Raw genomic sequence first — 26,953 nt, forward strand, 5'->3', positions numbered from 1 at the left:
TCGCGGGCTCGACCGGTGAACGGTCGCGAGCTCGACACGACCAGGCTCGACATGACCAGGATCAGCGCAACCCGGGAGACGCCACCCAGATGAGCAGGATCGGCTCTCGCGCCGTGCACCACGCTCCGAGATTGTCCAGCAGGTACGACGCCGTGGTGATCGGCGGCGGTCACAACGGGCTGACCGCCGCCGCCTACCTCGCCGATGCCGGGTACAGCGTGCTGGTTCTCGAACGGCTTGATCAGGCCGGGGGAGCCGCCGTCTCGACGCACCCGTTCCGTGGCGTCGACGCCCGGGTGTCGCGGTATGCCTACCTCGTGTCGCTGCTGCCACGCCAGATCGTCGACGAGCTCGCACTGCCCATCACGTTGCGCCAGCGCCGCTCCGCCTCCTACACGCCCACCGGACACACCGGGCTACTGGTGGACACCGACGATGGCCTCGACGGGACGGCACGCACCGCAGCATCGTTCGCCGACGTCACCGGCAGCGCGGGCGAGTACGCCACCTGGAACGACTTCCACTCCCGTATCGCACACGCCGCTGCGCGGATCTTCCCGACAATGACGCAGCCGCTGATCTCGCGCGAGTCGATGCGACGCCTCGTCGACGACGACGAGACCTGGCGCATGCTCGTCGACGAACCCATCGGGCACACCGTCACCACGGCGTTCGGCGACGACGCCGTCCGAGGTGTCGTCCTCACCGACGCGCTGATCGGCACGTTCACCGACGTCCACGACACGTCACTGCTGGCCAACAGGTGCTTCCTGTATCACGTGGTCGGCAACGGCACGGGGGACTGGGACGTGCCCGTCGGCGGCATGGGCGCGGTCAGCGAGGCGCTGGAGCATGCGGCGCGGGCCAGGGGAGCAGCAATCCACACCGGCGCCGTGGTCACGGCGGTGGATCCGGACGGTGAGGTCAGCTTCGTCGACGCCGACGGCATCACGCATCGCGTCGGTGCCGGGCACATCCTGGCCGGCTGCGCACCGGCCACACTGGCCAGGTTGCTCGGTGAAGAACCCGGGACGGCACCCGAAGGCGCGCAGCTGAAGGTGAACATGCTGCTGCGCCGCCTACCCAGGCTGCGTAGCGGTGCGGATCCCGAGCTGGCGTTCGGCGGGACACTGCACGTCAACGAGCGCAGCTCCCAGCTGCGGGCGGCGTTCGCCTGGGCCCGGGCGGGCACGATTCCCCATCCGGCCCCGTGCGACGTGTACTGCCACTCGCTCACCGACGATTCTGTTCTCGGGCCGTCCCTGCGCGCCGACGGTGCCCACGCGCTCACCGTGTTCGGCTTGCACATGCCGGCACGGCTGTTCCGCGACGACAACGATGCGGCTCGCGAGTACGCCACCCGGGCCGTACTCGCGTCGCTGGACAGCGTGCTGGCCGAACCCATCGAGGACTGCCTGTACACCGACGTCGACGGCCGGGCCTGCCTGGAGGCGCACACACCCGTCGACCTCGAGCATGAGCTCGGTCTACCCGGCGGTCACATTTTCCACGGCGACCTGTCCTGGCCGTTCGTCGAGCACGAGGACGAAGCCGGCCGCTGGGGCGTCGAGACGGAGCATGCCCGGGTGCTTCTCTGCGGTGCAGGAGCGCGGCGGGGCGGCGGTGTCAGCGGCATTCCCGGCCGCGCCGCCGCCATGGCGGTGCTGGGCAAGTGACGTCCTCGAAGTCCTCGGACGCCAGGTTCACGGCCTAGCTTGACGGCTGGTGGCCGTCGTCATCCGCACCGTTTGATCCGCCATATGCGTCCGACTCCATCAACTCGCGAATTCTCGTTTCGATACGGCCGAGATCGATCATCTCCGAAAGCACCTGCGATCGAACGAGGATCTTGAATCATCGCCAGAAACAGGTGTTCGACACCGACATGACCATGGCCCATTTCCCTCGACACCGATTCAGCAGCTTCGAGTGTTGCGCGATAGCGGGGCGTACCGACCACCCTTCGCCTCACCATTCCGTGCCCACCTTCCCGACGATGCCGGCCTTCCTGCCAGACACCGGCCGTGCGCGCCGAATCCACGTGTTTCGGCGCCAGAAGCGCTTTCTCGGGGACATTCACCGCGCACGGCACCACTCGCATCCGTGAGCGCCACGCCTGTTCATGCCGTTCATGCAGGACACGACAATTCTCGTCCCACGTCGCGGGCGTGCGCTAGCGTGGCAGGGGAGAAGATCTCGGGTAGGTGACCGGCAATGACAGATGATCGCCGCACGAAACAAGACGTAACGCCGGGGGAGGACCCGCGCGAAATCGACCGCGAGCGACACACCGAGCAAGCCCTGCACGACCAGGAAGCGCAAGACGCCATGCTCCATCGGCAACGTCGCACGCAGGGCGGAATGGGCGTGAGCTCCGACTCGCCGGGTCACGATCTTGAGGAACTCGACGACGCGCCCGACGTTCCCAAGAATCGTAAACAGTCGTGATCAGGTTGGCCGGGCGCGGCGCGGCCCGTGTGAGCGGGTCGGTCAATGACGTGCGCTCCGGCCTGCGGGTGAACCTGCGTGCGCCACGGCCGCACGCAGGCACCCGCTCGCGTTCTAGCTCTCGACGAGGTCGAAGCCCTCATCGAGCCAGCCGGTGGCACCACCGATCATCTTCTTCACCGGCCGCCCCAGCCGGGCGAGCCGAACGGCGGCCTTGTCGGCGCCGTTGCAATGCGGGCCCGCACAGTAGACGACGAACAGCGTACCCATCGGATACTCGGCGAGGTTGCGCTCGATGAGCCGGCCGTGCGGCAGGTTGCGCGCACCCGGCACGTGTCCGGCGGCGAACAGGTCCGGGCTACGCACGTCCAGTAGCACGAAGTCTGCCACGCCGCGCGACATCGCATCGTGTACGTCCCAGCAGTCCGTTTCGAAGGCCAGCAGCCCGGCGAAGTGTGCTTCGGCATCTGCGGCGGGCGCGGCCGGAACCTCGGACACGGGCGATTTTGCATCATTCCTGGTCATATGGCCTTCGCCGTTCTCCGACTGACCGGCCTGCGACGATCTGCCGTGCGACTGTGTGGTCATGGTGTCGAACCTATGCGGGCCAGGATGGATCCACCAGGGGAAATGGCGCCGATTGGGGCCCACATCCTGCCACGGGCTGCTGGGACGTGCGCGACGTGATGTCGCCACGCCGCCGTGCGACGCCAGCTGACAGCCCGGTAGCTGTTCATGTCTTGGCCCCAGCGCACCTTGTGGCTTGCAGCGTGCATCTTCTTGGGTGTGTGTAACGTCCAGAGCCTCTCAGGCGTGTCTGGACGTTACACACACCCAAGAAGATGGCAGTGAAGCAGGCAGTGACCAGACTCGGGAGCCTCTTCCCCGCAACCACACACAACGCCGATAATGTACATTATGTCAAGTTATCTCCTGAGAACCCCGTCCCCGGCAGGAGCCCCGTCCCCGGCAGGCCGGCAGGGAGGCCCGCCGTACACACGTGTACGAGGCGAACATCCCAGCCATCCGCTCATGCTCGTGGAGATCGATGTGGCATGGCAATCGAATTGCGTCACCCCGGCAGGGCCGACCGATCTGCGACAATCCCGGACGCTCCTGGCGTGCCTTCCGGATTCCCGCCCCTCGTGCCCTTATGATCGCGACGTCGGACACGTGCTCGGTGATGGGGAGTCACATGAAGCTTACGGGTCCCGCACTTGTTGGCATGGTCATCGTGGTCGTCGCGCTGGCTATGGCGAACAGTGGCGCGGCCAGCGAATCGTCGGACGATCAGCCGGCTCGCATCGCTGGTACGCTTCCCGACCTTTCCGAGTGGGCCGCCGACGGCGTCACGTTGACCTTCGACGACGGGCCGCATCCCACGTATACACCAGAAATTCTCGACGTGCTCGAAGCTCGCGACGTGCGCGCCGTGTTCTGCGTACTCGGTGAGCTCGCGCACAAGCATCCGGAGCTGATCCGGCGGATCGCCGCCGACGGTCATGTGCTGTGCAACCATTCGTACAGTCACGATGCCCACTTGCCGGATCGTCCTCGCTCCCGGATCGAGGAGGAGATTGGCGACACGATGGACGCGATCATCGAGGCCACTCCGGATGCCTCGATCCGGTTTTTCCGGCAGCCCGAGATGCATGTCAAGCCCGAGCTCGCCGCCGTTGCTGCGGACTACGACCTCGCTCCGCTCGACTGGACGCTGGACGCCCGGGACTGGAACCGGCCAGGCGTCGCCACGATCACCAAACGGGTACGCCAGAACATCGAGCCGGGTTCGATCATCCTCTTGCACGATGGCGGTGGTGACCGATCCCAGACGGTTACCGCTCTCCCCCAGATTCTCGACGACGTCGAGGCTGCCGGCTACGACATCGTCATCCCCCGGCTCAGGCCAGACACCACCTGATGCCCTGCCCGCCGGCAGGTCGGCTCCCGGTGGGAGCGCAGCCGGAACCACGCCGGAGCCACCGGAAGCCGACCTGCCCTGGTGGCCGGGCTCAGGCGCCACCCGTCACGGTGATCGCCTGCCCGGTGATGCCGGTGTTCGCCGCCGATCCGAGGAAGGCCACCGGACCGGCGATCTCCGAGGCGTTCAGGAGCCGGCCCAGGGGTGTGACCGAGGTGATGTGCTGCTCGATCTCTTCGGTGATGATGTGCTCGTTCGTCTCCGTGCGGGTGAGGCCCGGCATGACCACGTTGGACAGGATATCGCCGTCGCTTCCCAGGTTGAACGCTGCGGAACGGCTGAAGCCGTGCAGCGCAGCCTTGGCTGTCCCGTAGTACTCCGCGCCGGCCATGCCGTCGGTGGCGATGCTCGACGAGATGTGCACCATCCTCCCCCACTTCTGTTCCCGCATCACTGGCGCGACGGCCCGGCTGAGCCGCAAGGCGCCCTCGATGTTGGTACGTACCACTCCTAGCCACCGCTCGTCCGGCACGGACTCGAACGCACGTCCGGGTGTGGGTGCGTCGGCACCCCAATAGACAGCGTTGTTGACCAGCACGTCGATACGTCCGGCCCATTCCAGAACGCGCTCCACGAGGCGTCCCGCCGCGTCGTCGTCGGCCATGTTGTATGGGACTGCCAGACCGCGCCCGTCGAACTCCTTGGCGAGCCGCTCTGCGTCGTCGTGCGCCTGCCGGTATGTCACGACGACGTTCGCGCCCTCGGCGGCGAACGTGCGTGCGATGTGCCGGCCGATGCCACCGGGTGCTCCGGTGACGATCACGGTACGTCCGGTCATGCCCAGATCCATGTCAAACTCCTCGTTCGTTGGCGACTCGTCGGCCACTGGATCCGATGCCGCGTGCCACGCCGCATCGGTGCGCCCACGCTTTCGGGGCCGTGTTCCACGATGCGGCCAGAAGCGCCGGACAGGGAGACCGCACGAAGACTAGCCCTGCCGGGGCCACGCTCAGCTCGCCTGGCACGGGTAAGCTTGATAACCATGAGCGACAACGAGCTCGGCGCGTTCCTGCGCTCGCGCCGCGAGGCGGTGACCCCCGCCGATGTCGCATTGCCCGCAGGCAACCGTCGACGGACACCGGGCCTGCGTCGAGCGGAGCTGGCCACCCTGGCCGGCATCAGCGTCGAGTACCTGACCCGGCTCGAACAGGGACGCGACCGGCATCCCTCCCCGCAGGTGCTCGGCGCCATCGCCGACGCGTTGCGCATGCCCACCGAGGAACGCCTGCACCTGCGGTGGCTGTCCAAGATCACTGCTGGGGATCCCAGCCTGTGCGGGGCGGCCGAACCACCGGACCGCTCCGTGCGCGCGACCGTGCAGGCGATGCTCGACCGTCTCGAACCCACACCGGCCACCGTGCTCAACCGGCTCGGCGACGTGCTGGCGTTCACCGGCGGCTACGACCACCTCGCCCGCCCGTTCGGGCTGTTCGACACCCAGCCACCCAACGTGCTCCGGTTCTTGTTCACCGATCCCCGTGCACGCGAGATCTACCCGGAATGGGATCGTGTCGCGGACGAGCACGTCGCCACCCTCAGATCGGCCGCGCCGCCCGAGGATCCACATGTGGCGGCGCTCACCGAGGAACTCGAAGTGTCGGCAGGCGCTTCGTTCTCCGATCGGCTGGCCGCCCCACCTACGCTTCCCCAGCGAACCGGCGTTGAGCGGCTCGTTCACCCCGAGGTCGGCGAGCTTCGGCTGGCGTACGAAGCTTTCGACGTTCCGGGGGCGAGCGGGCAGCGCATCGTCGTCCTTCTCCCCGACGACGATGCGACGGCCGGCGCGCTGGACCGGCTGTCGGGACGCCGCTCCGGCAATCTGCGGGCCGTGCCCAGCTGAGACCCCGGCATCGCCACCGGACGGGAACTTGGCATGCTAATGCCATGAACATCCGGGAAGCGACGGCCGACGACTGGCCACACATCTGGCGATTCATGCAGGACATCGCCGCTGCCGGTGAGACGTTCGCCTGGGACCGCCACGTCAGTGAAGAGTGGGCCCGCACGTACTGGATGCACGACCTGCCGGGACGTACGTTCGTCGCCGTCGACACCGACGGCAGCATTCTCGGGACCGCGGAGAGCCACCCCAATCTGGGCGGTCCTGGCGCGCATGTCGCGAATGCGGGCTTCATGGTGGCGCCCGAACACGGCGGCCGTGGTGTGGGACGTGCTCTGGCCGAACACGTCGTCGACCAGGCACGCGCCGATGGTTACCGCGCGATGCAGTTCAACGCCGTGGTCGAGACGAACACCCATGCCGTCAAGCTCTGGCGGTCACTGGGCTTCGAGATCCTCACGACGGTTCCCGAAGCCTTCCACCACCCTGAGCACGGCTACGTCGGCTTGCACATCATGTACCGCCGGCTGTGAACACGACCCGGCAGGCGTCGGCGGGCGGTGCGCCCGTTCGTCACGCGACGAACGGTTCCCCGCCGGTCTCGCTCGTCATCGGCAGGCCCGCCGCCTGCCAGGCGTCCATTCCCCCGCTGATGTTCACGGCTCTCCGGCCCAGCCCGTTCAGCCATGCTGCCGCGTGGGCGGATCTGCCGCCCACCTTGCAGACGACATACACCTGCTGGTCCCCCGGGACGTCGTCTGCGCGATCGTGCAGCTCGCTGAGCGGGATGTGAACTGCCTCGGGAGCGTGCCCGGCGAGCCACTCGTCCTCTTCACGAACATCCAGCAGGAACGCGCCATCCGGCACGGCGTGCACGTCGATCTCGGAGACGTTCATACTCTCAGTGTGTCAGCCGGTTCCGGTGCCGCTCACAGCCGTTCGACATCGCGCCCCTGCGAGGAGCATCCTGGAAGAGATGAGACTCCTTGCCAATGCCGTATGCGAGGAGCACTCTGGGACATAGCTGCTGGTTGAACGTCGACGTTAAACCACTGGAGGAAGACGTGCAGGCACGTACCGGAGATCATCTCATCATCGAAGGGGCCAAGGTAGGCATCTCGCGTCGCGACGGCGAGATCCTCGAGACGCACGGCCCTGACGGTGCGCCACCGTTCCTGGTGCGCTGGAATGACAGCGGAGCCGAAGCTCTCGTCTATCCCGGCCCGGACGCGCATGTCGAGTCGGCCGAGCAGACGAGCACAACGTGATGTCCCTCGTCACATAGGAACCCCGTTCCGATTATTGAGAAATCCTCTCAACCCGACCCACGCCCGTCATCTGATCGTTTACGATCGGATCATCGTTTGTGTGTCGGGTTGGGAGGCACATGAAGATACCGGGACCCGTACTGGTGGGCGTGGTCGTCGGCCTGCTGGCGTTTGCATGGAACGCTGGTGATTCGGACGCTGACTCGTCCGCCGGACCATCGGACACCGCCTCCGAGACCGACGGCTCCAACGGCACTGTCGAGTCTGGAAACGATGACACCCAGGACATCGAAAACGGCGATAACGCTGGTGACACTGGTCACACGGGTGGTTCCGGTGATGGCGGCCCACCAGATACGGGCGGTCCGAACGCAGCCGAGCTGCCTGGTGGTTCGTCCGACGATGAACAAACTGTGATCTTGACCTTTGACGACGGGCCGCACCCGGTACACACTCCGCAGATTCTCGACCTCCTGGTGACGTACGATGCCACCGCCGTGTTCTGCGTCGTCGGGGAACGTGTCCGGGAGCATCCCGAACTCGTCCGCAAGATCGCGTCGCGCGGGCACGCGCTGTGCAACCATACGTACAGCCACGATCACGATCTCGCCGATCGGACGCCGCGAACGATGGACGCGGAGATCGCCGACACGATCGATGCCATCGCCGACGCCACACCGGATGCGGACGTCTCGTACTTTCGCCAGCCCGGCACGCACGTGACCGCCGAGGTCGCCCCGATCGTGACGCACCACGGTCTCGATGTCCTCGACTGGACCGTCGATCCCCACGACCGTGACCGTCCGGGCGCGCTGACCATCATCCAACGCGTATTCGATGGCCTCGAATCCGGTTCCGTGGTGCGACTGCACGATGGCGGTGGTGACCGATCGCAGATGGTCCGGGCACTCACCCAACTGTTGCCGGCGCTCGACCGGATCGGCTACGAGACGAGCCTCCCCTAACCCCCTTTCCGCTGATCATGAACACTTGGCAGGCCGCACGGCCTGGCAAGTGTTCATGATCACGGGACTGGGACGGGGCTTGAGGTGGCCTCGGTGTCGAACTGCGTCCGGTACAGCTCCTCGTAGCGCCCGCCCTGGGCCATCAGGCTCTCGTGGCTGCCCCGCTCGACGATCCGGCCGTCATCAAGGACCAGGATCTCGTCAGCCGCGCGAATCGTGGACAGCCGGTGAGCGATGACCACAGCGGTCCGGCCGACCAGCGCCTCCGCCAGCGCGGCTTGTACCGCCGCCTCCGACGTGGAATCCAGATGTGCCGTGGCCTCGTCGAGGACGACGACCCGGGGCTGAGCGAGCAAGATGCGCGCGATCGTCAACCGTTGCCGTTCACCCCCGGAAAGGCGATAACCACGCTCACCGACAATGGTGTCCAGCCCTTGCGGCAGCGTCGCCACCAGATCGTCGATGCGGGCCCGTCGCAGCGCATCCCAGATCTCGGCTTCCGTTGCCTCGGGCCGGGCGATCAGGAGGTTCGAACGCACCGAGTCGTGGAAGAGATGCCCGTCTTGCGTCACCAGCCCCACCGCGGCCCGCACCGACTCGGCTTGCAGCTCGCGCACGTCCACTCCACCGAGCCGCACCGCTCCGGCGTCCGCATCGTACAGGCGCGGTATCAGCTGAGCGATGGTCGACTTGCCCGCGCCGGACGAACCGACCAGCGCGATCATCTGACCCGGTTCGGCACGGAACGAGACACCGTGCAAGACGTCGGTGGCGGGGTTGCTGTCCAGGCGGGCGACCTCTTCGAGCGACGCCAGCGAGACCTGCTCCGCCGACGGGTAGGCGAAATGAACGTTCTCGAACTCCACCGAGATCGGTCCCTCCGGGACCGGCTGCGCCCCCGGCGAGTCCGAGATCAGCGGTTTGAGATCGAGCACCTCGAAGACTCGCGAGAAACTCACCAGGGCACTCATGACTTCGACGCGGGCGCTCGCCAGCGCCGTCAGCGGCGCGTAGAGCCTGGTCAACAGGAGCGCGAGCGACACCACAGCGCCGGTGTCGAGCTGGTCGCGCAGCGCGTAGAAGCCGCCGAGCCCGTACACCAGTGCCAGGGCCAGCGCACCTACCAGCGTCAGCGCGGTGATGAACACCCACTGCACCATTGCCGTGCGCACACCGATGTCGCGGACGCGCCGGGCCCGTACCCAGAACTCGCTCAACTCGCTCTCCGGCCGGGCGAAGAGCTTGACCAGGGTGGCTCCGGGCGCCGAGAAACGCTCGGTCATCTGCGTGCTCATCGTCGAGTTATGGTTGGCGGCCTCACGCTCGAGCCGCGCCAAACGGGTACCCATGCGTTGGGCGGGAAGGACGAATATGGGCAGCAGAACCAACGTCAGCAGTGTGATCTGCCAGGAAATGCTCAACATCACCGCGAGTGCCAGGGTCAGCGTCACGATGTTGCTGACCACCTTGGAGAGGACGTCACTGAAGCCGCGCTGGGCACCGATCACGTCGTTGTTCAGCCTGCTGACCAGGGCGCCGGTACGCGCCCGGGTGAAGAAGGCGATGGGCATCTTCTGCACGTGATCGAAAACTGCCGTGCGCAGGTCAAGGATGATCCCCTCCCCGATGCGCGCCGACAGCCACCGTTCGATCAGGCCGAATCCGGCCTCGGCGAGAGCGATCGCGGCGATCAGCACGGACAAGCCGGCGATGAGGCCGGTCGAGGCGCCACTTTCGATACCGTCGACGATGCGCCCGGCCACGACGGGTGTTGCCACCGCGAGTGCGGCGCCGATGGCGCTCAGTACGAGAAAGCCGGCGAGTTCCCGGCGATGTGGCCGAGCGAATCCCCCGATCCGGCGCAGGACCGCCCGCGAGAACGGGCGCCTGTCCAGCTGGGCGTGCATCGCGTTGTACACGGCGGTCCAGGCCGTGACCTCCATGCTCATGGGTGTTCCTCCTGCGTTGCTCGGTCCCGTCGGCCCGGACCCTTTCCGCCCGGATGCCGTGCTGTCAGCAACGCTAGAAGCTCAACCAATGTTTAGGTCAACAGCGACACTGTGAACCGTGCTGGAGGTGTTTGCGGCCGCTCGACTTCGTCCCAGCACGGCGACCGCACCCGCGTCGCGGCGCTCGGGCAAGATTCAACGGGCCTGCGAGACGCACCAGAGAACCCCCTCCCCCTGGAGCTGGAGGTGATCGAATGTGTGGACTCGTTGGTCCCTCACGGGAAGCCGCCCTCTCCCTGGCTGGGGAGCCGCGGTCTTTCCCGCAGTCGCGGTCCTGCCCCAAACCGCGGTCGAACCAGAGTCGTGGTTTCCCCGGAATCGCAGCGCCGTGCACGCTGATTCCCCGTCCGAGGCGCGGGGAAAGCGCTTTCTGACGTGGAATCAGCGTGCACGGCAGGTGGCTGCACCGTGCATGGCGTTCAACCAGGCACCGAGTGACCGCTTCCGGCATGCGGAACGGCGTCGTGGGCGTTTCGCCACTGCACCGAGGAGACTCCCTGCCGTCATGCGACTGTGAGAAAGGCTCAGGTCTGTCCAGCGCGGGATGGTGGCGAAACGGCGGGCAATCGGTGGTGGAGCGGCGGGTCTCGATGGTCGAGCGGGTGGACGTCGGCGGTGGAGCGGCGGGTCTCGGCGGTGGAGCGGGTGGACGTCGGCGGCGGAACGCGGGCCTCGGGGGTATCGGCGAAGCCCGTCCGGCTATCAGCACGCGTGCCATCCGGACACGCTGGGGCCCGCTCCACCGGGACGCCAGGTTCACCCGGGCCACGGAAGGTACGCTGTCAACAGCACTTTGCCGGAAAGAAGATTTCCATTATGGAGTCTACGTGTCTCGACGACCAGGTACCCCGAGTTTGCTCCGTTCGATCAACGATCGCAACGCGCTCGAGTTGCTGTTGCACGACGGGCCTCTCACCCGCGTCGAGCTGAGCAAGCGTACGGGCCTGTCCAAGGTGACCGCCTCGCAGCTACTGTCCCGCCTGCAAGAACGTGACCTGGTGGAGGTTGTGGGTACTCGCTCGGCTCGGCGCGGGCCGAGCGCCGAGTTGTATGCCATCCGGCCCGACTGCTCGTACAGCATCGGAATCGAGATGGATCCCCACCATGTCCGGGCGTCGCTCGCCGATATCACCGGCGCCGTCGTCAGTCACGTGGAACGCGAGGTGGAAGGAACCGGCGATCCGAAACAGCTGATCCACGACACCGCCGCTGACGTCGCCTCGCAGGGTGAGATCGAGCTGACGAAGGTCGACGAGGTCGTCATCGGCATGCCGGGGGTCGTCGATCCTGTGAGCGGTGACATCGAGCTCTCGTTCGATCTGCCGGGCTGGCACCGGGGGCTGCGGCACACCCTGGCCGCCGACCTCGGTGCCCGGGTGTCTTTCGAGAACGACGTCAATCTCGCCGCGTCCGCGGAACGAGCCGAGGGCGCGGGCCGCGATGTGGACAACATGGTGCTGCTGTGGGTCGGCCGGGGCGTCGGCTTGGCGATCGTTCTCGGCGGTGACGTGCATCACGGGGCCACCGGCGCGGCAGGCGAGATCGGCTACCTCCCGGTGCCCGGCGTGCCCTCGCCGGCCAACATCGAACGTCCGGCGCAAGGGGCACTTCAAGCCCTGGTCGGTGCCAGTGCGGTGCTGGAGCTCTCGCGCGAACACGGCATCGTCGCCGATGGTGCGCCCCAGGCCGTCCGGGCGGCGCTCGCTGGTGGTGCGGCTGCCGAGGGCTTCCTGCGCGAGCTGGCCGACCGGGTGGCACTGGGCTTGGCGGCCGTCTGCGCGGTCGTCGATCCCGCGGTGGTGGTCGTTGCCGGCGAGACGGGTGCTGCCGGTGGTGACGAGCTCTGTGCGCGGATCGCCGACGCCGTGCCGCACATCGCGCCGGTGCATCCGAAGGTCGTCCCCACGGGGATCGACGACTCGCCCATCCTGCGGGGCGCCGTTCTGGCGGCCGTGGACAAGGCGCGCCAGGCGATCATCATCTCGGCCGAGTAGCCGGCCGGCGCGGCGCACGGAATCACGGAGCGCGGAATCGCTGACGACGCGCATCGTCTACAATCTGGTAACTTACCTTACTATAGTTATCTCTATTGATAATCCAGTTGCCTATAGTTGCCACCGGCCAAGGTTGATGATGCGAAACCCTCCATATACCTCGCGCGAGCTGCGGACGCTCGCTCTCGGCACGATTTTCGCCGGCATCGACGGTCACCTCTCCCCTCCCCCGTGGCTGCACCGGTACGCCGCCGACGGGCTCGGTGGCGTCGTGCTGTTCGGCCGGAACATCCATCCTGACCATTCCGACGCCGGCGTTGCCCGGCTCACCGCCGCCATCCGCGAGGCAGGGCCGGACCTGCTCGTCGCGGTCGACGAGGAAGGCGGGGACATGACCCGCCTCGACGCCGCTTACGGATCACCCCTGCCCGGAAACGCCGCGCTAGGCGTGCTGGACGAGCCAGCGCTGACCGAGCAGATCGCCGCCGAGCTGGCCGGGCGATTGCGTCGTTGCGGTGTTGACATCAACCTCGCGCCGGTCGCCGACGTCAACACCGAGGACGCGAACCCCGTCATCGGCGTTCGCTCGTTCGGCGCCGATCCCGAACTCGTCGCCCGGCATGTCGCCGCCTTCGTCACCGGCCAGCAGCGCCACGGAGTGGCCGCGACCGCGAAGCACTTTCCCGGGCACGGCGCGACGCGTGACGACAGCCACCTGACCATCCCGGTCCTGGACATGGCAGACGAGGTCATCCGGAAAATCCAGCTTCCGCCGTTTCGCGCCGCTGTCGAAGCCGGCGCCGCGATGGTGATGACCGCGCACGTCCTCGTCTCCGCTCTCGACGAGTCCGGACCCGCGAGCCTGTCCCCGCCGATCGTCACCGGTCTGCTCCGGGACGAGCTGGGTCATCGCGGTGTCGTCATCACCGATGGGCTCGACATGGACGCGATGAGCCAGACCTACGGACATGCCGACGCGGCCGTGCGAGCGCTGGCCGCCGGTACCGACGCCCTGTGCATCGGCGGCGAAAGCACGCGGCCCGAGCTGCTCGATCACATCGCGTCCGCCATCGTCGACGCGGTCGGCAACGGCCAGCTATCCGCCGAACGGCTCGTCGACGCGACGACCCGCATCGCCGGGTTACGGGAATGGTCGCGACGGGCGGCGCCGGCACCGGCGCCCGAGGACGCGGCGGTCGCAAACGGGTCGGCGGCCAGCGACGCGGCCCGTCGTGTCGTCACGGTTCAGGGTGACGTAGTGATCAGCGAGGCGCCGCTGGTACTGGAGCTGCACGATGCCCCGTCACCGGCCACCGGGGATGTCCCCTGGGGTATCGGCCAGCCCCTCGCGGAACGCATGCCCGGCACGATCGTGGTGACCGTCCGCGAAGACGGCCCGGATGTCGGAACGGTACTCGCCGGACATCCGGACCGCGAGGTCGTCGTGAGTGTCCGCGGGACCCACCGGCACGGCTGGCAGCGGCGCGTGGTGCAGCAGGTGCGGCACCGATGCCCCGGCGTCCTCGTGGTCGATCATGACGTCAGTGCGGCTCCGGGCGTGCTCGGGAACCGGTATGTACGCGCCTACGGCGCCTCGCGGGCCACGGCGGAGGCGGCGGCCGACGTCGTGACGGGCCGGCTGGCCTAGCGACGAGCCACGTGGAGTCATGCCTGCGAGCCACGTGGCGTCATGCCTGGCCGATGGCTGGCGCCAGCCGCCAAACCGCCACGGCGGCGAGAACGTGCCAGATCGCGTGGCCTTGCAGGAGGCTGTCCGGCTCGCACCACGGGCCGCCGGTACGCGAGAGCGTGCCGATGAGCGCGCCGGCGCCGAGGATCAGCATGGCGAGCAGGATGGTCTGGCGATGTTCCGGGCGGGCGCGCATCCGGAGCACGCTTGCCACCAGTGCCGCAGCGGCTACCACCGCTTCCAGCGGCGCGCTGTCAATACGGGTCGTTTCGGCGAGTGCCACGATCACCAGCGGTGGCAGGACCCACCACGCCGGTGAGAGCGGGCGGCCGCGCAGATCCGAGACGGCGTCGGCGGCGACGAAGGCGAACAGCGCGATGAGCGGAAGGTCGTGCACGGGTTCCGCCCACGACGGCGCCGGTCCGTGAAACACGACGGACCCAGCCCCGGTGCCGATGGCCAGGACGGCGTAGATCGTGCGGCTCCGGTGGCTCGCCCGGCTGGCGAGCAGGATCGCCACGCCGGCGGCGACGAAGGCCAGGCTGGTGGTGGTGTTGGCGGCCTGGCCCAGGAAGCCGTCACCGAACGCCTCGCAGTCGGATTCCGCGGGACGATCAACCATGTGGCTGACGGTACCCCCGCCGGGACTGCACGAACGCGATCGCGAGCATCACCACGAGGGCGGGCACGGCACTCACCCACTCGGGATAGACCAGGGCGATGCCGGAGGCGACGAGGAGGAGCCGCTCCACCGGATACGCCTCGCGTAGCAGGTAGCCGGTCAGTCCGGAGCTGACCGCAAGCAACCCGAGGAGGGCCGTGACCACCACCGGGATCAGCTCGCCGATGCTCGTGTCCTGCAGGAGCAAGGCGGGTTCGAGGATGAAGATGTACGGGATGATGAAACCGACGATGGCGATGCGCAGCGCCGTGACGCCGGTTTTGAGCGGATTCGAACCGGCGATCCCCGAGCCGGCATAGGCTGCGAGGCACACCGGCGGGGTGATATCCGCCAGGATGCCGAAGTAGAAGACGAACAGGTGTGCGGCGATCACCGGGACGTCGAACTCGTTGAGCAGGATCGGCGCCGCGATCGTCGCGGTGACCACGTAGTTCGCCGTGGTGGGCAGGCCCATGCCGAGGAGCAAGCAGGCCAGCATCGTGAAGATCAGCACCAGCGGGAACTGGCCGAACGCCAGATCGAGGATGCCGCCGGCGATCTTGCCGCCGAGACCGGTGGCGGTCACGGTTCCGGCGACGATGCCGGCGGTCGCGCACGCTGCGATCACCGGCAGGGCCACCCGGGCACCGGCTTCCAGGAGCCCGACGATCGCGCGCGGCGAGAGCCGCGTCGACGACCGCGCGAAGCTCAGGACGAACGCCGCGGCAATCCCCCACAGCGCCGCATTCGCGGGCGTGCGCCCGCTGAGCAGCATCGTCACGATGACGACGAGCGGCAGGAGGAGATCGAGACGCAGCAGCAAGCCGCGCCACGCGGGAAGCTCGCTGGCGTCCACACCGACGATCCCCCGCCGCTTCGCCTCGAAGTGGATGCCCATGAACAGGCCGGAGAAGTACAGCAGCGCGGGCAACAGCGCGAGGACGATGATCTCGCTGTAGGCCACACCCGTGTACTCCGCCATGATGAACGCGGCCGCACCCATGACCGGCGGCATCAGCTGTCCCCCCGTGGACGCCGACGCCTCGGTGGCTGCCGCGAACGACGGCCGGAAACCGGCCCGCTTCATCATGGGGATGGTGAACGACCCCGACGCCACCGTGTTGGCCACGGAGCTGCCCGACACCATCCCCTGCGCGCCGCTCGCGACGATGGCCGCCTTCGCGGGACCGCCCGAATAGCGACCCGTGGCGCGGTAGGCGAGGTCGTTGAAGAAGCCGCCGATGTTCGTCTTGACCAGCAGCACCCCGAACAGCAGGAACAAGAAGATGAACGTCGACGACACCTGGATCGGCGTGCCGAAGACCGAGCGGCTGGTGAAGAAGGTCTCGACGGCGAACGCATCCCAGGTGTACCCGGCGTGCGGGAAGATCGGCATGTGCGGGCCGAAGATCCCGTAGAGGATGGCGATCGAGGCGATCACCACGATGGGCAGCCCGACGCAGCGCCGGGTGGCTTCGAGGACGAGCAAGATCCCGGCGACGGCGACGATGTGGTCGACGTCGGTGTACCCCAGGATCCGCACCTCCGCGCCGGTCAGCCGCTCGTAGTTGACGACGATGTAGATGTTCGTCGCCAGTGCTGCCGCGGCGAGCAGCACGTCATACCACTGGATCCCCCGTCGGTTGCTCAGACTCGGCCGCACCGGGTAGAGCAGGAACACCAGGCCCATCGCGGCGCCGACATGCATGGCGCCTTGCACCAGGCTCGGGCGCGCTCCGTACAGCGCGGTGTACAGCTGAAAGACGGTGAGGGCGATGGCGAGCGGTCCCACGACCCACGCCCACGGCCCGAGGTCGATGCGGTATCGGCTCGCCGTGTCGTGTTTGCGCAAGACCTCGTGCGCGCGTTCGGTGGCCTCCCCCTGATCGGCCACCGTCGCCGTGTCGTGTGCGCTCACCATCGCCCCTTCTCGTTGCTGCCCGGGTGGCTAGAGCAGTCCCTGTTCCTCGAAGTACTGCTGCGCGCCGGGATGCAGCTCCAGATCACCCCGCCCGTTCAGGGCCTCCTCGACGGTGATTAGATCTCCCTGTGCGAGGGAGATGTCCCCGGCGTGTTCGTAGATCACGCGGGTGAGCTCGTAGCCCAGCTCGGGACTGACCTGGGTCGTGGACGCCGCGACACCGGCGAACACGGACACCGTGCTCACGTCGCCGTCGTTAAAGTCGTAGGCGTCCTGCGGGATCGTGTACGCCTCGAAATCGGTCTCGGAGGCGATCGATTCGGCGATCGACTCCTCGATCGGAAGCAACTGCACGTCGTGCGTGGCGGCCAGCTCGTCGAGCGAGCCCGCCGGCACGCCCAGGATCTCGATCGACGCGTCGAGGTTGCCGTCCTGCAACCGCGAACGCGCGTCACCGAAGCTCTCCTCGAACGCCTCGTAATCGCCCTCTTCGATCCCGTGCGCGCTCAGGATCGCCTCGGCCACCGCCTGCGTGCCGCTTCCGGGCGGGCCCACCGAGATGCGCTGGCCTTCCAGATCCTCGATCGATTCGAAACCGCTGTCTTCGAGCGTGATGACCTGGGCGGCTTCCGGGTAGAGCTGGCCGAGCCAGCCGATGTTGTCGATGGCCATGCCCTCGAACTCTCCTGCCCCGGTCACGGCATCGATCGCGGTGTTGTTCTGGGTGAGGCCGATCTGCATCTCCCCCTGGAAGATCCGCCCCAGGTTGTCGACCGACGCGTCCGTCTCGATGGCGTTCACGGTCACGTCGTCGATGTGTTCTTCGAACAGGTTCGCGTACTCGGTGCCGAGCGGGAAGTACACGCCGGCCGTGCCTCCCGTACCGAAGGTGAGGCTGGTGGTGAACTCCCCGTCCTGGCCCTCGGCCGCTTCGCCACCGTCGGCCTCGCCGTCACTCTCTCCACCGTCGTCGTCACCGCACGCGGCCAAGGCCAGGGCCAGGGCACCCGTCAGCGCGAGGAGCTGGCTCCCACGCGTCGCTCTCATCCATACGTCCTTTCTCGTGGGTCTGTTCCGGTCACATCCGCTGCGGCCGTGCGGGCGATCCCATCAACGCACGCGCGTGCGGGGAATGGGTGTTGAGGAGGTCTTGAGCTTCCGGACGTGCGCGTCGGTGCACGTCCTCCGGCTCACGGTTTCGTCTCGCGGTAATAGCGCACGGCGCCGTCATGCAGATCGACGGGCTCGGTGAAGATCGCCCGCCGCTGGTCGAGACGCCCAGCTGCCCGGACGTGGCGGGCGATCTGCAAACGCTGGTCGAAGAGCACGCGCACGGCGTCGTATGCCAGTTGCGGCGCGGTCTCCTCCGCGGTGACCAGGTAGTTCGGCACCGCCATGGTCGCCACGCTGCCGGAGATGCCGTACGTTCCCTGGGGTACCACCGCGTGGCGGTAGACACCGTCGTACCGGGCGTTGACGTCGTCGACGTGCTCTTCCACCGGGACCAGCCGCACCGGCATCTCGTCCGCGAGCGTGGTCATGCCCGGCGTCGGCAACCCGCCCACCCACACGAACGCGTCGATTTCGCCGCGCGAGAACGCCTCGATCGACGCGTCGATCCCGAGCGCGGCGTTGTCGAGCTCGTCCGGATCGATGTCGGCGACGCGGAGCAGGCGCCGCGCGATGACGTCGGTCCCCGACCCCGGAGCGCCGAGCGACACGCGCAGGTCGCGCAGGTCCGCGAGCTCGTCGACGGCAGCGTCGCCGGGCACGACGACGTGGACGAACTCGTCGTACACCCGGGCCACCGCCTCGATCGGCATCGGCTCGTCGAACGGCGGCCGCCCGGCCACGGCGTCGACGGCGGTGTCGCCCTGGGTGAACCCCAGCAGGGCCTCCCCGGAGGCGACCCGCTCCAGGTTCTCCACCGACCCGTCGCTCTCCTCCACGACGACGGAGAGATCGAGCTCGTCGGACATCGCCCCGGCCAGGTAGCGCCCGTAGTTGTAATACACCCCCGTGGTGCCGCCGCCGGTGATGACGTGCCGCTCGCCCGATCCCGGATCGTCGCCGGTGCACGCGGCGATCAGCGCGATCGGCGGCGCGAGCACGAGTACGAGGAGCACCGTGGCCATGCGTGTCATGCCTGTTCCCCACTCGCCGGCATCCGCAGGGTGACGACCAACCCGCCGCTGTCGGCCGGGGCGACGCCGAGCGTGCCGCCGCAGGACGCCAGGAACTCCGTCGCGATGGCCAGGCCCAGCCCCGAGCCCGCGACCTCCTGGTGCGGGGAACCGCGCCAGAACCGTTCGTCGACGCGTGCCAGCTCGTCGCCGGGCAGGCCCGGCCCGTGATCACGCACCGCGATCTCGACCATCTCGTCCCCGTTCGTGACCGACACGTCCACCGACGAACGCGCTGGTGAGTACTTCACCGCATTGTCGAGCACGGCGTCGAACGCGCTCTCGATCACGATCTCGTCCACCATGCCCCACACCGCCGTATCGTCGTGCAGGCGCAATGCGACGTCGTGCTGTTCGGAGATCGGCTGCCAGGCGTCCAGACGGCGCTCGACGAGGGCGCGCAGATCCACCGGCGACGTCTCCGGTTCCGAGTGCTGCCCCCGGGCAAGCATGAGCAGCGCATCCAGGATCCGGGTCATGCGCCTGCCCTCCTCGCGGGCGCGCTCCGCCTCGTCGGCCCACTCCTCCGGCACGCCCATCGCCAGATGCTCGATACGCAGCAGCAACGCGTTCAACGGGTTACGCAACTCGTGCGAGGCGTTGGAGACGAACTCCTGCTGCCGGTGGATCAGGTGCTCAACCTCCTCGGCCATGGCATTGAACATCGCGATCATGTGGCGCAGCTCCGGGGGCCCGGTGGTGTCGGAGATGCGTGCCTCCATGTGGCCGTGCCACATCTCCGTCATTGCCGAGTCGACCCGGCGGATCGGGCGCAGCACCCAGTTCGCCAGCCGGGACACCAGGAACAGGCTCGCCCCGATCGCCAGGAGACCGCCGAGGGCGAGCACGCCCCACTGCCGCAACACGTCGCGGGCGACGGCGTCCGTGCTCGACGACGTGACTACGGCACCGATCAAATCGCCCGCGTCGAAGATCGGCTCGGCCACCACGAGATCGTCGAACGTCCACGGCAGCACGCTCTGCGGCGCCTCGCTGCGCCGTCCGGCCAGGGCCGTCTGCACGACGCTCATGGCGTTGTCGTCGAGCGCGAGAGTGTTGAGCCCGCTGCTGACCCACATGTCACCGGCCCGGTCGAGCACGGCCGCCTCGATGCCGTAGACCTCCCGGTAGCGCTCCAGCTCGCCGTCGATCACCGTCGGATCGTCCGAGCGCAGCGCCTGCCGGGCGCTAGTCACGAGATACCCGGTGTCGTCCAGCCGATCGACGAACAGCTCCTGCTGCGCCGCCAGCGCCACGCTGCGACCGTACGCCACGCCCAGGACCGCGAACAGCGCGATCAGCGGGATGATGAAGACGACGATCAGACGTGCGCGCACGCCGGCTACCCGCTCGCCAGCCGGTACCCCACGCCCCGGACGGTCTCGATGACATCATGCGAGCCCAGCTTGCGCCGGATCGAGCCCACGTGCACTTCGAGGCTGCGTCCCAGGCCGCGCCAGTTCGTCTGCCAGACCTCCCGCAAGATCCGCTCGCGCGGGAGCGCCACCCCGGGATGGCGGGCGAGCAAGGCGACGACGTCGAATTCCTTCTTGGTGAGCGGCACGTCCTCGCGACCGGCGATCACTCGCCGGGAGGCGAGATCGATGTGTACCTCGCCGACCCGGATCGGCGTCTCGGCGCCCGTGCGCGCGGAATCGCGGGAGCTGCCGCGCCGGTTGATGGCCTCGATCCGTGCCATGAGCTCGCGCACGTCGTAGGGCTTGACGACGTAATCGTCCGCGCCGACCTCCAGCCCGTGAATCCGGGCCTGGAGCTGGGATCGGGCGGTCGCCATGATGACCGGTGCGTCGGAGAGGCGGCGGATCTTGCGGCACAGTTCGAAACCGTCGATGTCCGGGAGCCAGAGGTCGAGCAGGACCATCTCGGTATCGGCGCCGAGCGCCTCAAGTGCCTGCCGCCCGTCGCGGGCCCACACCGTCTCGTAACCGGCCCGGTTCAGCACGGCCACGAGCGCGCTCGCCACGTGGGCGTCGTCTTCGACGATGAGGAGTCGCACACCTACCTCCCAACGAACGCACAATACCGCTGATCATGAACACGTTCCGACCACATAGGTCGGAAAGTGTTCATGATCAGCGGAAAATACGGGGGTTATGAGGAGACCGCGACGACGTCGATCTCGACCAGGATGTTCATCAGATCCGACCCGACGGTGGTGCGAACCGGGCGGGAGCCGGTGAACCGGCGGCCGTAGACATCGTTGAACTGGGCGAAGTGCTCGTGCAGGTGTTGCAGGTGCGCGGTCACCTTCACGACGTCCTGCAGACCCAGCCCGGCGGCGCGCAGGGCCCGCTCGACGTTGTCGATGGTGAGTTCGGTCTGCGCGACAATGCCCTCGGGCACCTCACCGGTCTGCGGGTCGATCGGGCCGAACCCGGCGGTCCACACGGTCGAACCAGCGACGGCGACGTGGCTGTACGGGCCCCCTGGCGTGGGCAGGTCGTCGCTGATGATGAACTCCGCCATGGCATTGTCTCCTCGGATTGTCGATGTGTTGGTGCGGCAGGATAGCAGCGTCCCGACCGGTCACCAGTGTGCCCAGCCGCCGTCCACGTTGAGCACCTGGCCGGTCATGAACGAACTGTCGTCGCTGGCGAGAAAGAGAAACGTGCCGGCGACATCCTCGGCGAAGCCGCGTCGTTTCAGCGACTGCGCCGCGGTCACCCGGGCGAACACGGCGTCGGCGTCGGGGAAGAGCTCCGTCTCGTGCTCGGTGCGGATGGCGCCCAGCATGACGGCGTTCACCCGGATGCCGTCCGTCCCGGCCTCGCGCGCCATGGCGCGCGTGAACCCGATGAGTCCCGCCTTGCTCGCGGTGTAGTGCACGGCGTTCTCCTGGCCGGTGGCGACCATGATGCTGGTGACGTTGATGACGCACGCGTGTTCGCTCGCCCGCAGATCGGGATAGGCGGCGCGGGCCACGAGCCAGGAACCGCGCAGGTTCACCCGGTGGATGTGGTCCCACTGCTCCACGGTGAGCTCGTGCCACGGCCCGCGCGCGGACGCGGCGGCGTTGTTGACGACGACGTCGATCGGCCCGAGTCCGGACCGCGCGGAGGCCACGAGGGCGTCGACGGCATCGGGATCGGCGAGATCGGCACCGATGGCCAGCGCCTGCCCGCCCGCGGCGACGATCTCCGCGACGAGCTTCTCGGCCTGCTCGCTCGGCTCGGGGCCGGGTTCGTGTGCCACGGCGACTGCGGCGCCCTCGTTCGCGTACGTTCGTGCGACGGCCGCGCCGATCCCTCGCGAGGCGCCCGTGACGAGCGCGACTCGCCCGTCCAACCGGCCGCCGCGCCGCGTCCCGGCGATCATATGAGCCCCATCTCGACCACGGCCGGCCGCCGGGCCACGCCGGCGTGCTCGCTGCGCGCGTGATAGAGCCGGCCGGCCCACGGCTCGCGCGCGCTGCGTTCGTCGTTGTAGCCCTCGCGCGCGGTGGTGATGAGAAGCTCTTTGCGGTCCGGCCCGCCCAGCTCCACGCTCGTCGATTGGGGCGGGTCCACCTCCACGGACGTGTCGAAGACACCCGACGCGTCGTAGCGGCGAATCTCGCCGGCGCCGTACATCGCCACCCACACGCCGCCGTCGATGTCCGTGGCGAGCCCGTCCGGAACGGCATCGTCCGGGGAGAACGTCAGGAACCGTTCGCTGCCGAGAACGGTGCCCGAAGCCATGTCCACCCGATGGGACCAGACGGTGCGTTCGAGCGTGTCCACGTGCAGCAGGTGTTTCTCGGCGACGTCCCAGGCCATGCCGTTCGACATGGTGAATCCTTCGACCGCGGCCGCGATCCGTCCATCCGGCTCCACGCGCAGCAACGCGCCGCCACCGGGTGCCTGGCCGGGTGCGATCGAGCCGATCCAGAGCCGCCCCCACGAGTCGGCGACGCCGTCGTTGACCATCCACCCCTCGTCAAGGCCAAGATCACACCAGCGCACGGCGGTGAACCGCATGCCGGGGCCCCGACGGCGGAGCACGTAGAGCACCTGTTGACGAGCCACCACGGCACCGCCGGAGACCTCGGGATGCACGAGCGACGTGCGTTCCCCCAGCGACCAGACGGCCGTGGCGGAACGTCCGGGCTGGCGCGCCCACACGCCGTCGCTCGCATCGACCCACCACCAGATGCGGCCGTCCCACCGGGGGCTCTCGCCGAGCACCGTGCGCGGGCCGTCCGGCTCGTCGATCAGGGTTGCCCGCACGCCGCCTCCACCGACAGCGCCGCGTCCAGCCGTTCGAGCGTCGCGGAGAGCTCGACGTCGCCGTGCGCGGCCGAGACGTACCAGATGCCTCGCGGGGCCACCCAGATGCCGTGGTCGGCGAGGGTGTGGCTGAACGCCGCGTACCGGTCGAGGTCGAAGCTGGCCAGCCCGGCGTGGTCCAGGATGGATCCGGGCGAGCCGAACGAGACGTGAAAGGCGACCGGCAAGCCTTGCACGCGCAGCGGCAGATCGTGCTGGACGGCGAGCTCGCGGATACTGTCCATGAGCTTGGTTCCGTGCGCGTGCACCCGGCCATACGGCGGATCCTCGCGCAACAGCGTGAGCGTCGAGACCACAGCGGCACATGCCGGAACCGACGAATTGAACGTTCCGGCATGGGTGACGCCGTCGGCGAACAGGTCCATCAGCGTCGCGCTGCCGGCCAGGGCCGACACGGGCCACCCGCCGGCCATCGCCTTGCCGTAAACGGCGAGGTCCGGAGTGACGCCGAAGTACTCGGCCGCTCCCCCGAGAGCAAGCCGGAAGCCCGTGATGACCTCGTCGAAGATCAGCACGACGCCGTGCTGGTCACACAATTCCCGCAGGCGGTGCAGATAGCCCTCGACCGGCAGGATCGCCCCGCTGTTGCAGAGCACGGGCTCGACGATGACGGCCGCGATGTCGTCGTCCTGGTCCAGGAGCGTCTCCAGCGCGGCCGTGTCGTTGTAGGGCAGGACGTAGCTGTCGTCGAGATGGCGGGAGAGTTGGCCGGCGCTGGCCGGGCGCGGGACACCATCGACCGTCGTGATCAGGACGTTGTCCAGCCAGCCGTGATACGTCCCGGCAAAACGGACGAATCTGGTGCGCCCCGTCGCAGCCCGCGCCAGGCGCAGCGCCGCCTGGTCCGTTTCGGTTCCCGTGACACCGAAGCGGACCTTCTCGGCCCAATCCACGGACTCCAGGAAGAGCTCGCCAGCGCGATTTTCCAGCGTGTGTTGGCCCGCGAACACCGAACCACGCCGCATCTCCCGTGCCACCGCGTCCGTCACCTGACGCGGGGCGTGCCCGAGAAAGATCGGACCTTGACCCAGAAGGTAGTCGATGTAGTCGTTGCCGTCTTCGTCGTACAGCCAGGCGCCCTCGCCCCGTTCGAAGAACACCGAGGGTCCCGCGAGCCGCACGTTCGAGTGCACGCCACCCGGCGTGATCTCGCGTGCCCGTTCGGCCAGCTCGGCCGAGCGCGTCCGTGTCAGCAACGACATCAGCACCTTCCCGCCTGAACTATGTTTTATTGTACGAAATATATCTTTCTTTAACTACTCCTATGATGGGGCATCGGCGCACATAACGTCAACGAAAGCTCGCCGGCTCGAAGGGAAACATGGGCCGCCGCCGGTACCGGTAGGTGAAATTCGACAAGTCCGCACTCGTGGCGCCCGGCGTGGCCACCCAGATCAGGCGGGTCGCGAGCGGCTCGAACGCCGCCCGTGGCGAGTGCACGCCCTTCGCCACGATGATCCGCTCGTGCCGGGGTTCGATCCCGAGCGTCCGGAACTGTTCCTGGCTCCGGGTGCCCTCCGGACGGGAATGGACGGCGAGCGCCAAGCCGTCGTCGGTCCGGATGCCTGCGGACGTGCCCAGGTCGAAGAACCGTGCCCCGCCATGCGTGGGCGTGGGATCCTCGAACTTCCCGTCGGTGACCGCGACGACCTCACCGGCCACCGGCAGTGGCGCGCCGTGCCGGTCGTCCACCCGGCCACCGACCTCCAGCTCCACCCGGGCGCCCGGACCCGCGGCCGCGGCCTCGCGCGCGGCTCGTGGATCGAAAAGGCACGCCGCCACGCCGCGGATGCCCAGCTGGCGGGCCGCGTGCAACACGTGTGTGGAATCCCCGGGGCTCCCGCCGCCGACGTTGTCCCCCATGTCCAGCAGCACCACCGGCCCGCGGGCGGCCGCGTCCGCCTCGCGCAGGGCGTCGTCGATACCGTGAGCGTCGCCGGCGAACTCCGCGCGCCGCTGCCAGGCCGCGTCGGCGATCCGGTACGCCACATCGCCGGCCAGGGCGTCGTCCCCGTCGGTGACGGCGAGCACCGACATGCCCATCTCCGGCACGTCCGCGTACGGGAAGCCCTCCACCACGCTCACCGACAGCACCCCCGGCCGGCGCTCCTCCTCGCGGGCCTGCCGCAACAGCGAGGCCATGGGCTCGTCGCTGGTCCCTTGCCGCAGGATGTTGATCGCCAGCGGCACGTCGGCCAGCGCCATCACCGGCTCGATCTCACCCCGGATCTGCCGGCCGAGCAGCCGCGCACAGGCCAGCCCTTGCTCGCGGGCGTCGACGTGGGGATTCGTCTGGAACACCGTGATGACATCGGCATGCGAGACCATGGCATCCGAGACGTTGGCGTGCAGATCGAGCGTGACGCCGATCGGGACGCGCCCGCCGACAACGTCCCGGACCCGCCGGATGGTCTCGCCGTCGGCGTCGAGATGGTGCTCGGCGACAGCCGCGCCGTGCTGCGGCATCAGCACCCCGTCCCACGGTCCCGCCTCGCGCAGGGCGGCCACCATCCGGCCGGCGAGATGCTCGTATGCTTCCCGGGTGCTCACGCCGGTGGGCGTGATCCAGCTGAACAGCAGCGGCACCAGCTCGACCCCGGGGTCCTCGGCCTCGTAGCCGAAGAACCCGGCCAGGATCGACTCCGAGCTGGCGTAACGCTCCCGGATGGCCGCGCCCTCCAAGATGCCGGCGTGTTGCCACGCCTGGAGAGTCGCGGGTACCGGGGCGAAGGAATTGGCCTCATGTCCGAAGCCGACGGCCGCCAGGCGCATCCGGCCGGCAGTTGCCATGACACTCACACCTCACCTGATCCGACCCACCGCGCCAGGCGGAGAGTTTCATCAAACGGTATGAGCGTATCAGTCAGGTGGGAGGTGTGGAATCAGTTCGTGCAGCACGGCGGCGTCCCGAACGACGTTGGCCGGATCGTCGTCGGGAACGAACTCCATCAGCGCATCGATCGTCTCGCCGCTCCCGGCCGCCGTGCCGCTCCCGGCGCCGGCCAGGTACGCGAACGCCTCGCGCCACAGCGAGCTTCGCTCGGCCAGCGGCAACCGCTGCGTATCCGGCCACCACGAGAAGACGTGGACCGCCCGCACCTGATCGCCCAGCCGGCGCAAGGTCGCCAGCGCATCCTCGGCCGGCATGCCGTTCGGTGGCTGCCAGTAGCTCGTCACGTTCGCCCGATCCACGTCCGCGAGCAGCGCGAGCGTCGAATCGATGTCGTCGGTCAACGTCCCCGCGTGGTACTCGAATCCCAGCTCGATGCCCTCGTCGGCAGCCCGATCGGCGGCATGGCGCGTCGCCTCCGCGACGGCACGCCGCTCCTCCGTGCCGGCCTCGGCCGAACCGACCGAGCCGGCCCAGATCCGGATGCGCGGCGCTTCCAGCGCCCGCGCCGTGCGCAGCACGTCCTCGAACTCCTCCGCGGTGCTCGTACCAGCACGGTAGTAGCTGCCGAGCGACGTCACGACGAGACCGGCCGCGGCCGTGAGCCGTGCCACCCGTCGCGCTTCGGCCTCGTCACCGGCCGGCGCGTGGACGTCGGATCCCCATTCCACGCCGTGCAGCCCGGCCTCGGCGGCCACCGCCAGGACCTCCTCGACCGGCAGCTGCCGGAGCGTGATCGAGCACAATCCCGGCCGGATCGGTGCCCCGTCTTCTTGCGCTGCATTTCGGGCTGGCATCGCACTCCCTTACGCTCGAC

Annotated in this window: 26 protein-coding genes; 9 read left to right on the plus strand and 17 right to left on the minus strand. The window is 68.3% G+C overall.

Annotation, left to right across the window (positions count from 1 at the left end):
- Nucleotides 1-89: 89 nt before the first annotated feature.
- Nucleotides 90-1,676: a phytoene desaturase family protein gene (locus tag DPM12_RS05655; protein ID WP_112257307.1), complete on the plus strand. Its 1,587-nt coding sequence runs from the start codon at nt 90-92 to the stop codon at nt 1,674-1,676.
- A 59-nt stretch (nt 1,677-1,735) separates the two neighbouring features.
- Here the strand turns inward: DPM12_RS05655 and DPM12_RS24450 are convergent, their stop codons facing one another.
- Nucleotides 1,736-2,101: a Clp protease N-terminal domain-containing protein gene (locus DPM12_RS24450; protein WP_112257308.1), complete on the minus strand. Its 366-nt coding sequence runs from the start codon at nt 2,099-2,101 to the stop codon at nt 1,736-1,738.
- Nucleotides 2,102-2,214: 113 nt separating this feature from the next.
- Between DPM12_RS24450 and DPM12_RS05665 the strand changes: the two genes are divergently transcribed.
- Nucleotides 2,215-2,448, plus strand: a complete 234-nt coding sequence (locus DPM12_RS05665) for a hypothetical protein (protein WP_112257309.1) — start codon at nt 2,215-2,217, stop codon at nt 2,446-2,448.
- A gap of 114 nt (nt 2,449-2,562) precedes the next feature.
- Here DPM12_RS05665 and DPM12_RS05670 read toward each other — a convergent pair whose 3' ends face one another.
- Nucleotides 2,563-2,973 (minus strand): rhodanese-like domain-containing protein, encoded by a 411-nt coding sequence (locus DPM12_RS05670; RefSeq protein ID WP_112257498.1) that lies wholly within the window; start codon nt 2,971-2,973, stop codon nt 2,563-2,565.
- A 670-nt stretch (nt 2,974-3,643) separates the two neighbouring features.
- Here DPM12_RS05670 and DPM12_RS05675 point away from each other — a divergent pair.
- Nucleotides 3,644-4,369: a polysaccharide deacetylase family protein gene (locus DPM12_RS05675; RefSeq protein WP_158542773.1), complete on the plus strand. Its 726-nt coding sequence runs from the start codon at nt 3,644-3,646 to the stop codon at nt 4,367-4,369.
- 91 nt (nt 4,370-4,460) lie between these two features.
- Here the strand turns inward: DPM12_RS05675 and DPM12_RS05680 are convergent, their stop codons facing one another.
- Complete coding sequence (locus tag DPM12_RS05680; RefSeq protein WP_123788473.1) at nt 4,461-5,219, minus strand: SDR family NAD(P)-dependent oxidoreductase; 759 nt, start codon at nt 5,217-5,219, stop codon at nt 4,461-4,463.
- A 192-nt stretch (nt 5,220-5,411) separates the two neighbouring features.
- On the opposite strand from DPM12_RS05680, the gene DPM12_RS05685 reads away from it, so the two are divergent.
- The gene (locus tag DPM12_RS05685; RefSeq protein ID WP_112257312.1) at nt 5,412-6,269 is read left to right on the plus strand and encodes a helix-turn-helix domain-containing protein; all 858 of its coding nucleotides are present in this window, start codon (nt 5,412-5,414) and stop codon (nt 6,267-6,269) included.
- Nucleotides 6,270-6,313: 44 nt separating this feature from the next.
- Entirely contained in the window at nt 6,314-6,802 is a 489-nt protein-coding gene (locus DPM12_RS05690; RefSeq protein ID WP_112257313.1) for a GNAT family N-acetyltransferase, read from the plus strand.
- Between the two features lie 40 nt (nt 6,803-6,842).
- Here DPM12_RS05690 and DPM12_RS05695 read toward each other — a convergent pair whose 3' ends face one another.
- Nucleotides 6,843-7,166, minus strand: coding sequence for a rhodanese-like domain-containing protein (locus DPM12_RS05695; protein ID WP_112257314.1), 324 nt, complete (start codon nt 7,164-7,166; stop codon nt 6,843-6,845).
- A gap of 134 nt (nt 7,167-7,300) precedes the next feature.
- On the opposite strand from DPM12_RS05695, the gene DPM12_RS05700 reads away from it, so the two are divergent.
- Both DPM12_RS05700 and DPM12_RS05705 read left to right on the plus strand, forming a co-directional pair.
- Nucleotides 7,301-7,537, plus strand: coding sequence for a DUF1918 domain-containing protein (locus DPM12_RS05700; RefSeq protein WP_211658499.1), 237 nt, complete (start codon nt 7,301-7,303; stop codon nt 7,535-7,537).
- A 119-nt stretch (nt 7,538-7,656) separates the two neighbouring features.
- A complete protein-coding gene (locus DPM12_RS05705; protein ID WP_112257315.1) occupies nt 7,657-8,502 on the plus strand; it encodes a polysaccharide deacetylase family protein in 846 nt (281 codons plus the stop codon).
- Between the two features lie 59 nt (nt 8,503-8,561).
- Here DPM12_RS05705 and DPM12_RS05710 read toward each other — a convergent pair whose 3' ends face one another.
- Nucleotides 8,562-10,451, minus strand: coding sequence for an ABC transporter ATP-binding protein (locus DPM12_RS05710; RefSeq protein ID WP_112257316.1), 1,890 nt, complete (start codon nt 10,449-10,451; stop codon nt 8,562-8,564).
- A gap of 887 nt (nt 10,452-11,338) precedes the next feature.
- Between DPM12_RS05710 and DPM12_RS05715 the strand changes: the two genes are divergently transcribed.
- Both DPM12_RS05715 and DPM12_RS05720 read left to right on the plus strand, forming a co-directional pair.
- Nucleotides 11,339-12,505, plus strand: a complete 1,167-nt coding sequence (locus DPM12_RS05715) for an ROK family transcriptional regulator (RefSeq protein ID WP_211658501.1) — start codon at nt 11,339-11,341, stop codon at nt 12,503-12,505.
- Nucleotides 12,506-12,644: 139 nt separating this feature from the next.
- Entirely contained in the window at nt 12,645-14,153 is a 1,509-nt protein-coding gene (locus tag DPM12_RS05720) for a glycoside hydrolase family 3 protein (protein ID WP_158542774.1), read from the plus strand.
- A gap of 40 nt (nt 14,154-14,193) precedes the next feature.
- Here DPM12_RS05720 and DPM12_RS05725 read toward each other — a convergent pair whose 3' ends face one another.
- From DPM12_RS05725 to DPM12_RS05780, 12 genes are all read right to left on the minus strand, one after another.
- Nucleotides 14,194-14,817: a ceramidase domain-containing protein gene (locus DPM12_RS05725; RefSeq protein ID WP_112257318.1), complete on the minus strand. Its 624-nt coding sequence runs from the start codon at nt 14,815-14,817 to the stop codon at nt 14,194-14,196.
- Complete coding sequence (locus DPM12_RS05730) at nt 14,810-16,777, minus strand: TRAP transporter permease (protein WP_112257319.1); 1,968 nt, start codon at nt 16,775-16,777, stop codon at nt 14,810-14,812. The genes DPM12_RS05725 and DPM12_RS05730 overlap by 8 nt, the downstream gene beginning before the upstream one ends.
- A gap of 27 nt (nt 16,778-16,804) precedes the next feature.
- Nucleotides 16,805-17,824, minus strand: coding sequence for a TAXI family TRAP transporter solute-binding subunit (locus DPM12_RS05735; RefSeq protein WP_112257320.1), 1,020 nt, complete (start codon nt 17,822-17,824; stop codon nt 16,805-16,807).
- Between the two features lie 143 nt (nt 17,825-17,967).
- A complete protein-coding gene (locus DPM12_RS05740) occupies nt 17,968-18,921 on the minus strand; it encodes a TAXI family TRAP transporter solute-binding subunit (protein ID WP_112257321.1) in 954 nt (317 codons plus the stop codon).
- Nucleotides 18,918-20,297 (minus strand): ATP-binding protein, encoded by a 1,380-nt coding sequence (locus DPM12_RS05745; RefSeq protein WP_112257322.1) that lies wholly within the window; start codon nt 20,295-20,297, stop codon nt 18,918-18,920. Before DPM12_RS05745 ends, DPM12_RS05740 begins: the two co-directional genes overlap by 4 nt.
- Nucleotides 20,298-20,302: 5 nt before the next feature.
- Nucleotides 20,303-20,977 carry a response regulator transcription factor gene (locus DPM12_RS05750; protein WP_112257323.1) on the minus strand — a complete coding sequence of 225 codons (675 nt, stop codon included), beginning with the start codon at nt 20,975-20,977 and terminating at the stop codon, nt 20,303-20,305.
- 95 nt (nt 20,978-21,072) lie between these two features.
- Nucleotides 21,073-21,447 carry a RidA family protein gene (locus DPM12_RS05755; RefSeq protein WP_112257324.1) on the minus strand — a complete coding sequence of 125 codons (375 nt, stop codon included), beginning with the start codon at nt 21,445-21,447 and terminating at the stop codon, nt 21,073-21,075.
- A 60-nt stretch (nt 21,448-21,507) separates the two neighbouring features.
- Nucleotides 21,508-22,296, minus strand: coding sequence for an SDR family NAD(P)-dependent oxidoreductase (locus DPM12_RS05760; protein WP_112257325.1), 789 nt, complete (start codon nt 22,294-22,296; stop codon nt 21,508-21,510).
- Nucleotides 22,293-23,186, minus strand: a complete 894-nt coding sequence (locus DPM12_RS05765) for an SMP-30/gluconolactonase/LRE family protein (RefSeq protein ID WP_158542775.1) — start codon at nt 23,184-23,186, stop codon at nt 22,293-22,295. Before DPM12_RS05765 ends, DPM12_RS05760 begins: the two co-directional genes overlap by 4 nt.
- A complete protein-coding gene (locus DPM12_RS05770; protein ID WP_112257327.1) occupies nt 23,171-24,448 on the minus strand; it encodes an aspartate aminotransferase family protein in 1,278 nt (425 codons plus the stop codon). The genes DPM12_RS05765 and DPM12_RS05770 overlap by 16 nt, the downstream gene beginning before the upstream one ends.
- Nucleotides 24,449-24,536: 88 nt before the next feature.
- The gene (locus tag DPM12_RS05775; protein ID WP_112257328.1) at nt 24,537-26,036 is read right to left on the minus strand and encodes a M81 family metallopeptidase; all 1,500 of its coding nucleotides are present in this window, start codon (nt 26,034-26,036) and stop codon (nt 24,537-24,539) included.
- A gap of 69 nt (nt 26,037-26,105) precedes the next feature.
- Entirely contained in the window at nt 26,106-26,933 is an 828-nt protein-coding gene (locus tag DPM12_RS05780) for a sugar phosphate isomerase/epimerase family protein (protein ID WP_112257329.1), read from the minus strand.
- Nucleotides 26,934-26,953: the final 20 nt, after the last annotated feature.

The organism is Phytoactinopolyspora halophila, from assembly GCF_003287285.1.
In the GTDB taxonomy this organism is placed as follows: Bacteria; Actinomycetota; Actinomycetes; order Jiangellales; family Jiangellaceae; genus Phytoactinopolyspora_A; species Phytoactinopolyspora_A halophila.

Bases quoted from the DNA above. Each gene is read 5' to 3' on its own strand.
- DPM12_RS05655 (WP_112257307.1), top strand. From the start codon at position 90: ATGAGCAGGATCGGCTCTCGCGCCGTGCACCACGCTCCGAGATTGTCC.
- DPM12_RS24450 (WP_112257308.1), bottom strand. From the start codon at position 2,101: ATGCGAGTGGTGCCGTGCGCGGTGAATGTCCCCGAGAAAGCGCTTCTG.
- DPM12_RS05665 (WP_112257309.1), top strand. From the start codon at position 2,215: ATGACAGATGATCGCCGCACGAAACAAGACGTAACGCCGGGGGAGGAC.
- DPM12_RS05670 (WP_112257498.1), bottom strand. From the start codon at position 2,973: ATGACCAGGAATGATGCAAAATCGCCCGTGTCCGAGGTTCCGGCCGCG.
- DPM12_RS05675 (WP_158542773.1), top strand. From the start codon at position 3,644: ATGAAGCTTACGGGTCCCGCACTTGTTGGCATGGTCATCGTGGTCGTC.
- DPM12_RS05680 (WP_123788473.1), bottom strand. From the start codon at position 5,219: ATGGATCTGGGCATGACCGGACGTACCGTGATCGTCACCGGAGCACCC.
- DPM12_RS05685 (WP_112257312.1), top strand. From the start codon at position 5,412: ATGAGCGACAACGAGCTCGGCGCGTTCCTGCGCTCGCGCCGCGAGGCG.
- DPM12_RS05690 (WP_112257313.1), top strand. From the start codon at position 6,314: ATGAACATCCGGGAAGCGACGGCCGACGACTGGCCACACATCTGGCGA.
- DPM12_RS05695 (WP_112257314.1), bottom strand. From the start codon at position 7,166: ATGAACGTCTCCGAGATCGACGTGCACGCCGTGCCGGATGGCGCGTTC.
- DPM12_RS05705 (WP_112257315.1), top strand. From the start codon at position 7,657: ATGAAGATACCGGGACCCGTACTGGTGGGCGTGGTCGTCGGCCTGCTG.
- DPM12_RS05710 (WP_112257316.1), bottom strand. From the start codon at position 10,451: ATGAGCATGGAGGTCACGGCCTGGACCGCCGTGTACAACGCGATGCAC.
- DPM12_RS05720 (WP_158542774.1), top strand. From the start codon at position 12,645: ATGCGAAACCCTCCATATACCTCGCGCGAGCTGCGGACGCTCGCTCTC.
- DPM12_RS05725 (WP_112257318.1), bottom strand. From the start codon at position 14,817: ATGGTTGATCGTCCCGCGGAATCCGACTGCGAGGCGTTCGGTGACGGC.
- DPM12_RS05730 (WP_112257319.1), bottom strand. From the start codon at position 16,777: ATGGTGAGCGCACACGACACGGCGACGGTGGCCGATCAGGGGGAGGCC.
- DPM12_RS05735 (WP_112257320.1), bottom strand. From the start codon at position 17,824: ATGAGAGCGACGCGTGGGAGCCAGCTCCTCGCGCTGACGGGTGCCCTG.
- DPM12_RS05740 (WP_112257321.1), bottom strand. From the start codon at position 18,921: ATGACACGCATGGCCACGGTGCTCCTCGTACTCGTGCTCGCGCCGCCG.
- DPM12_RS05755 (WP_112257324.1), bottom strand. From the start codon at position 21,447: ATGGCGGAGTTCATCATCAGCGACGACCTGCCCACGCCAGGGGGCCCG.
- DPM12_RS05760 (WP_112257325.1), bottom strand. From the start codon at position 22,296: ATGATCGCCGGGACGCGGCGCGGCGGCCGGTTGGACGGGCGAGTCGCG.
- DPM12_RS05770 (WP_112257327.1), bottom strand. From the start codon at position 24,448: ATGTCGTTGCTGACACGGACGCGCTCGGCCGAGCTGGCCGAACGGGCA.
- DPM12_RS05775 (WP_112257328.1), bottom strand. From the start codon at position 26,036: ATGGCAACTGCCGGCCGGATGCGCCTGGCGGCCGTCGGCTTCGGACAT.
- DPM12_RS05780 (WP_112257329.1), bottom strand. From the start codon at position 26,933: ATGCCAGCCCGAAATGCAGCGCAAGAAGACGGGGCACCGATCCGGCCG.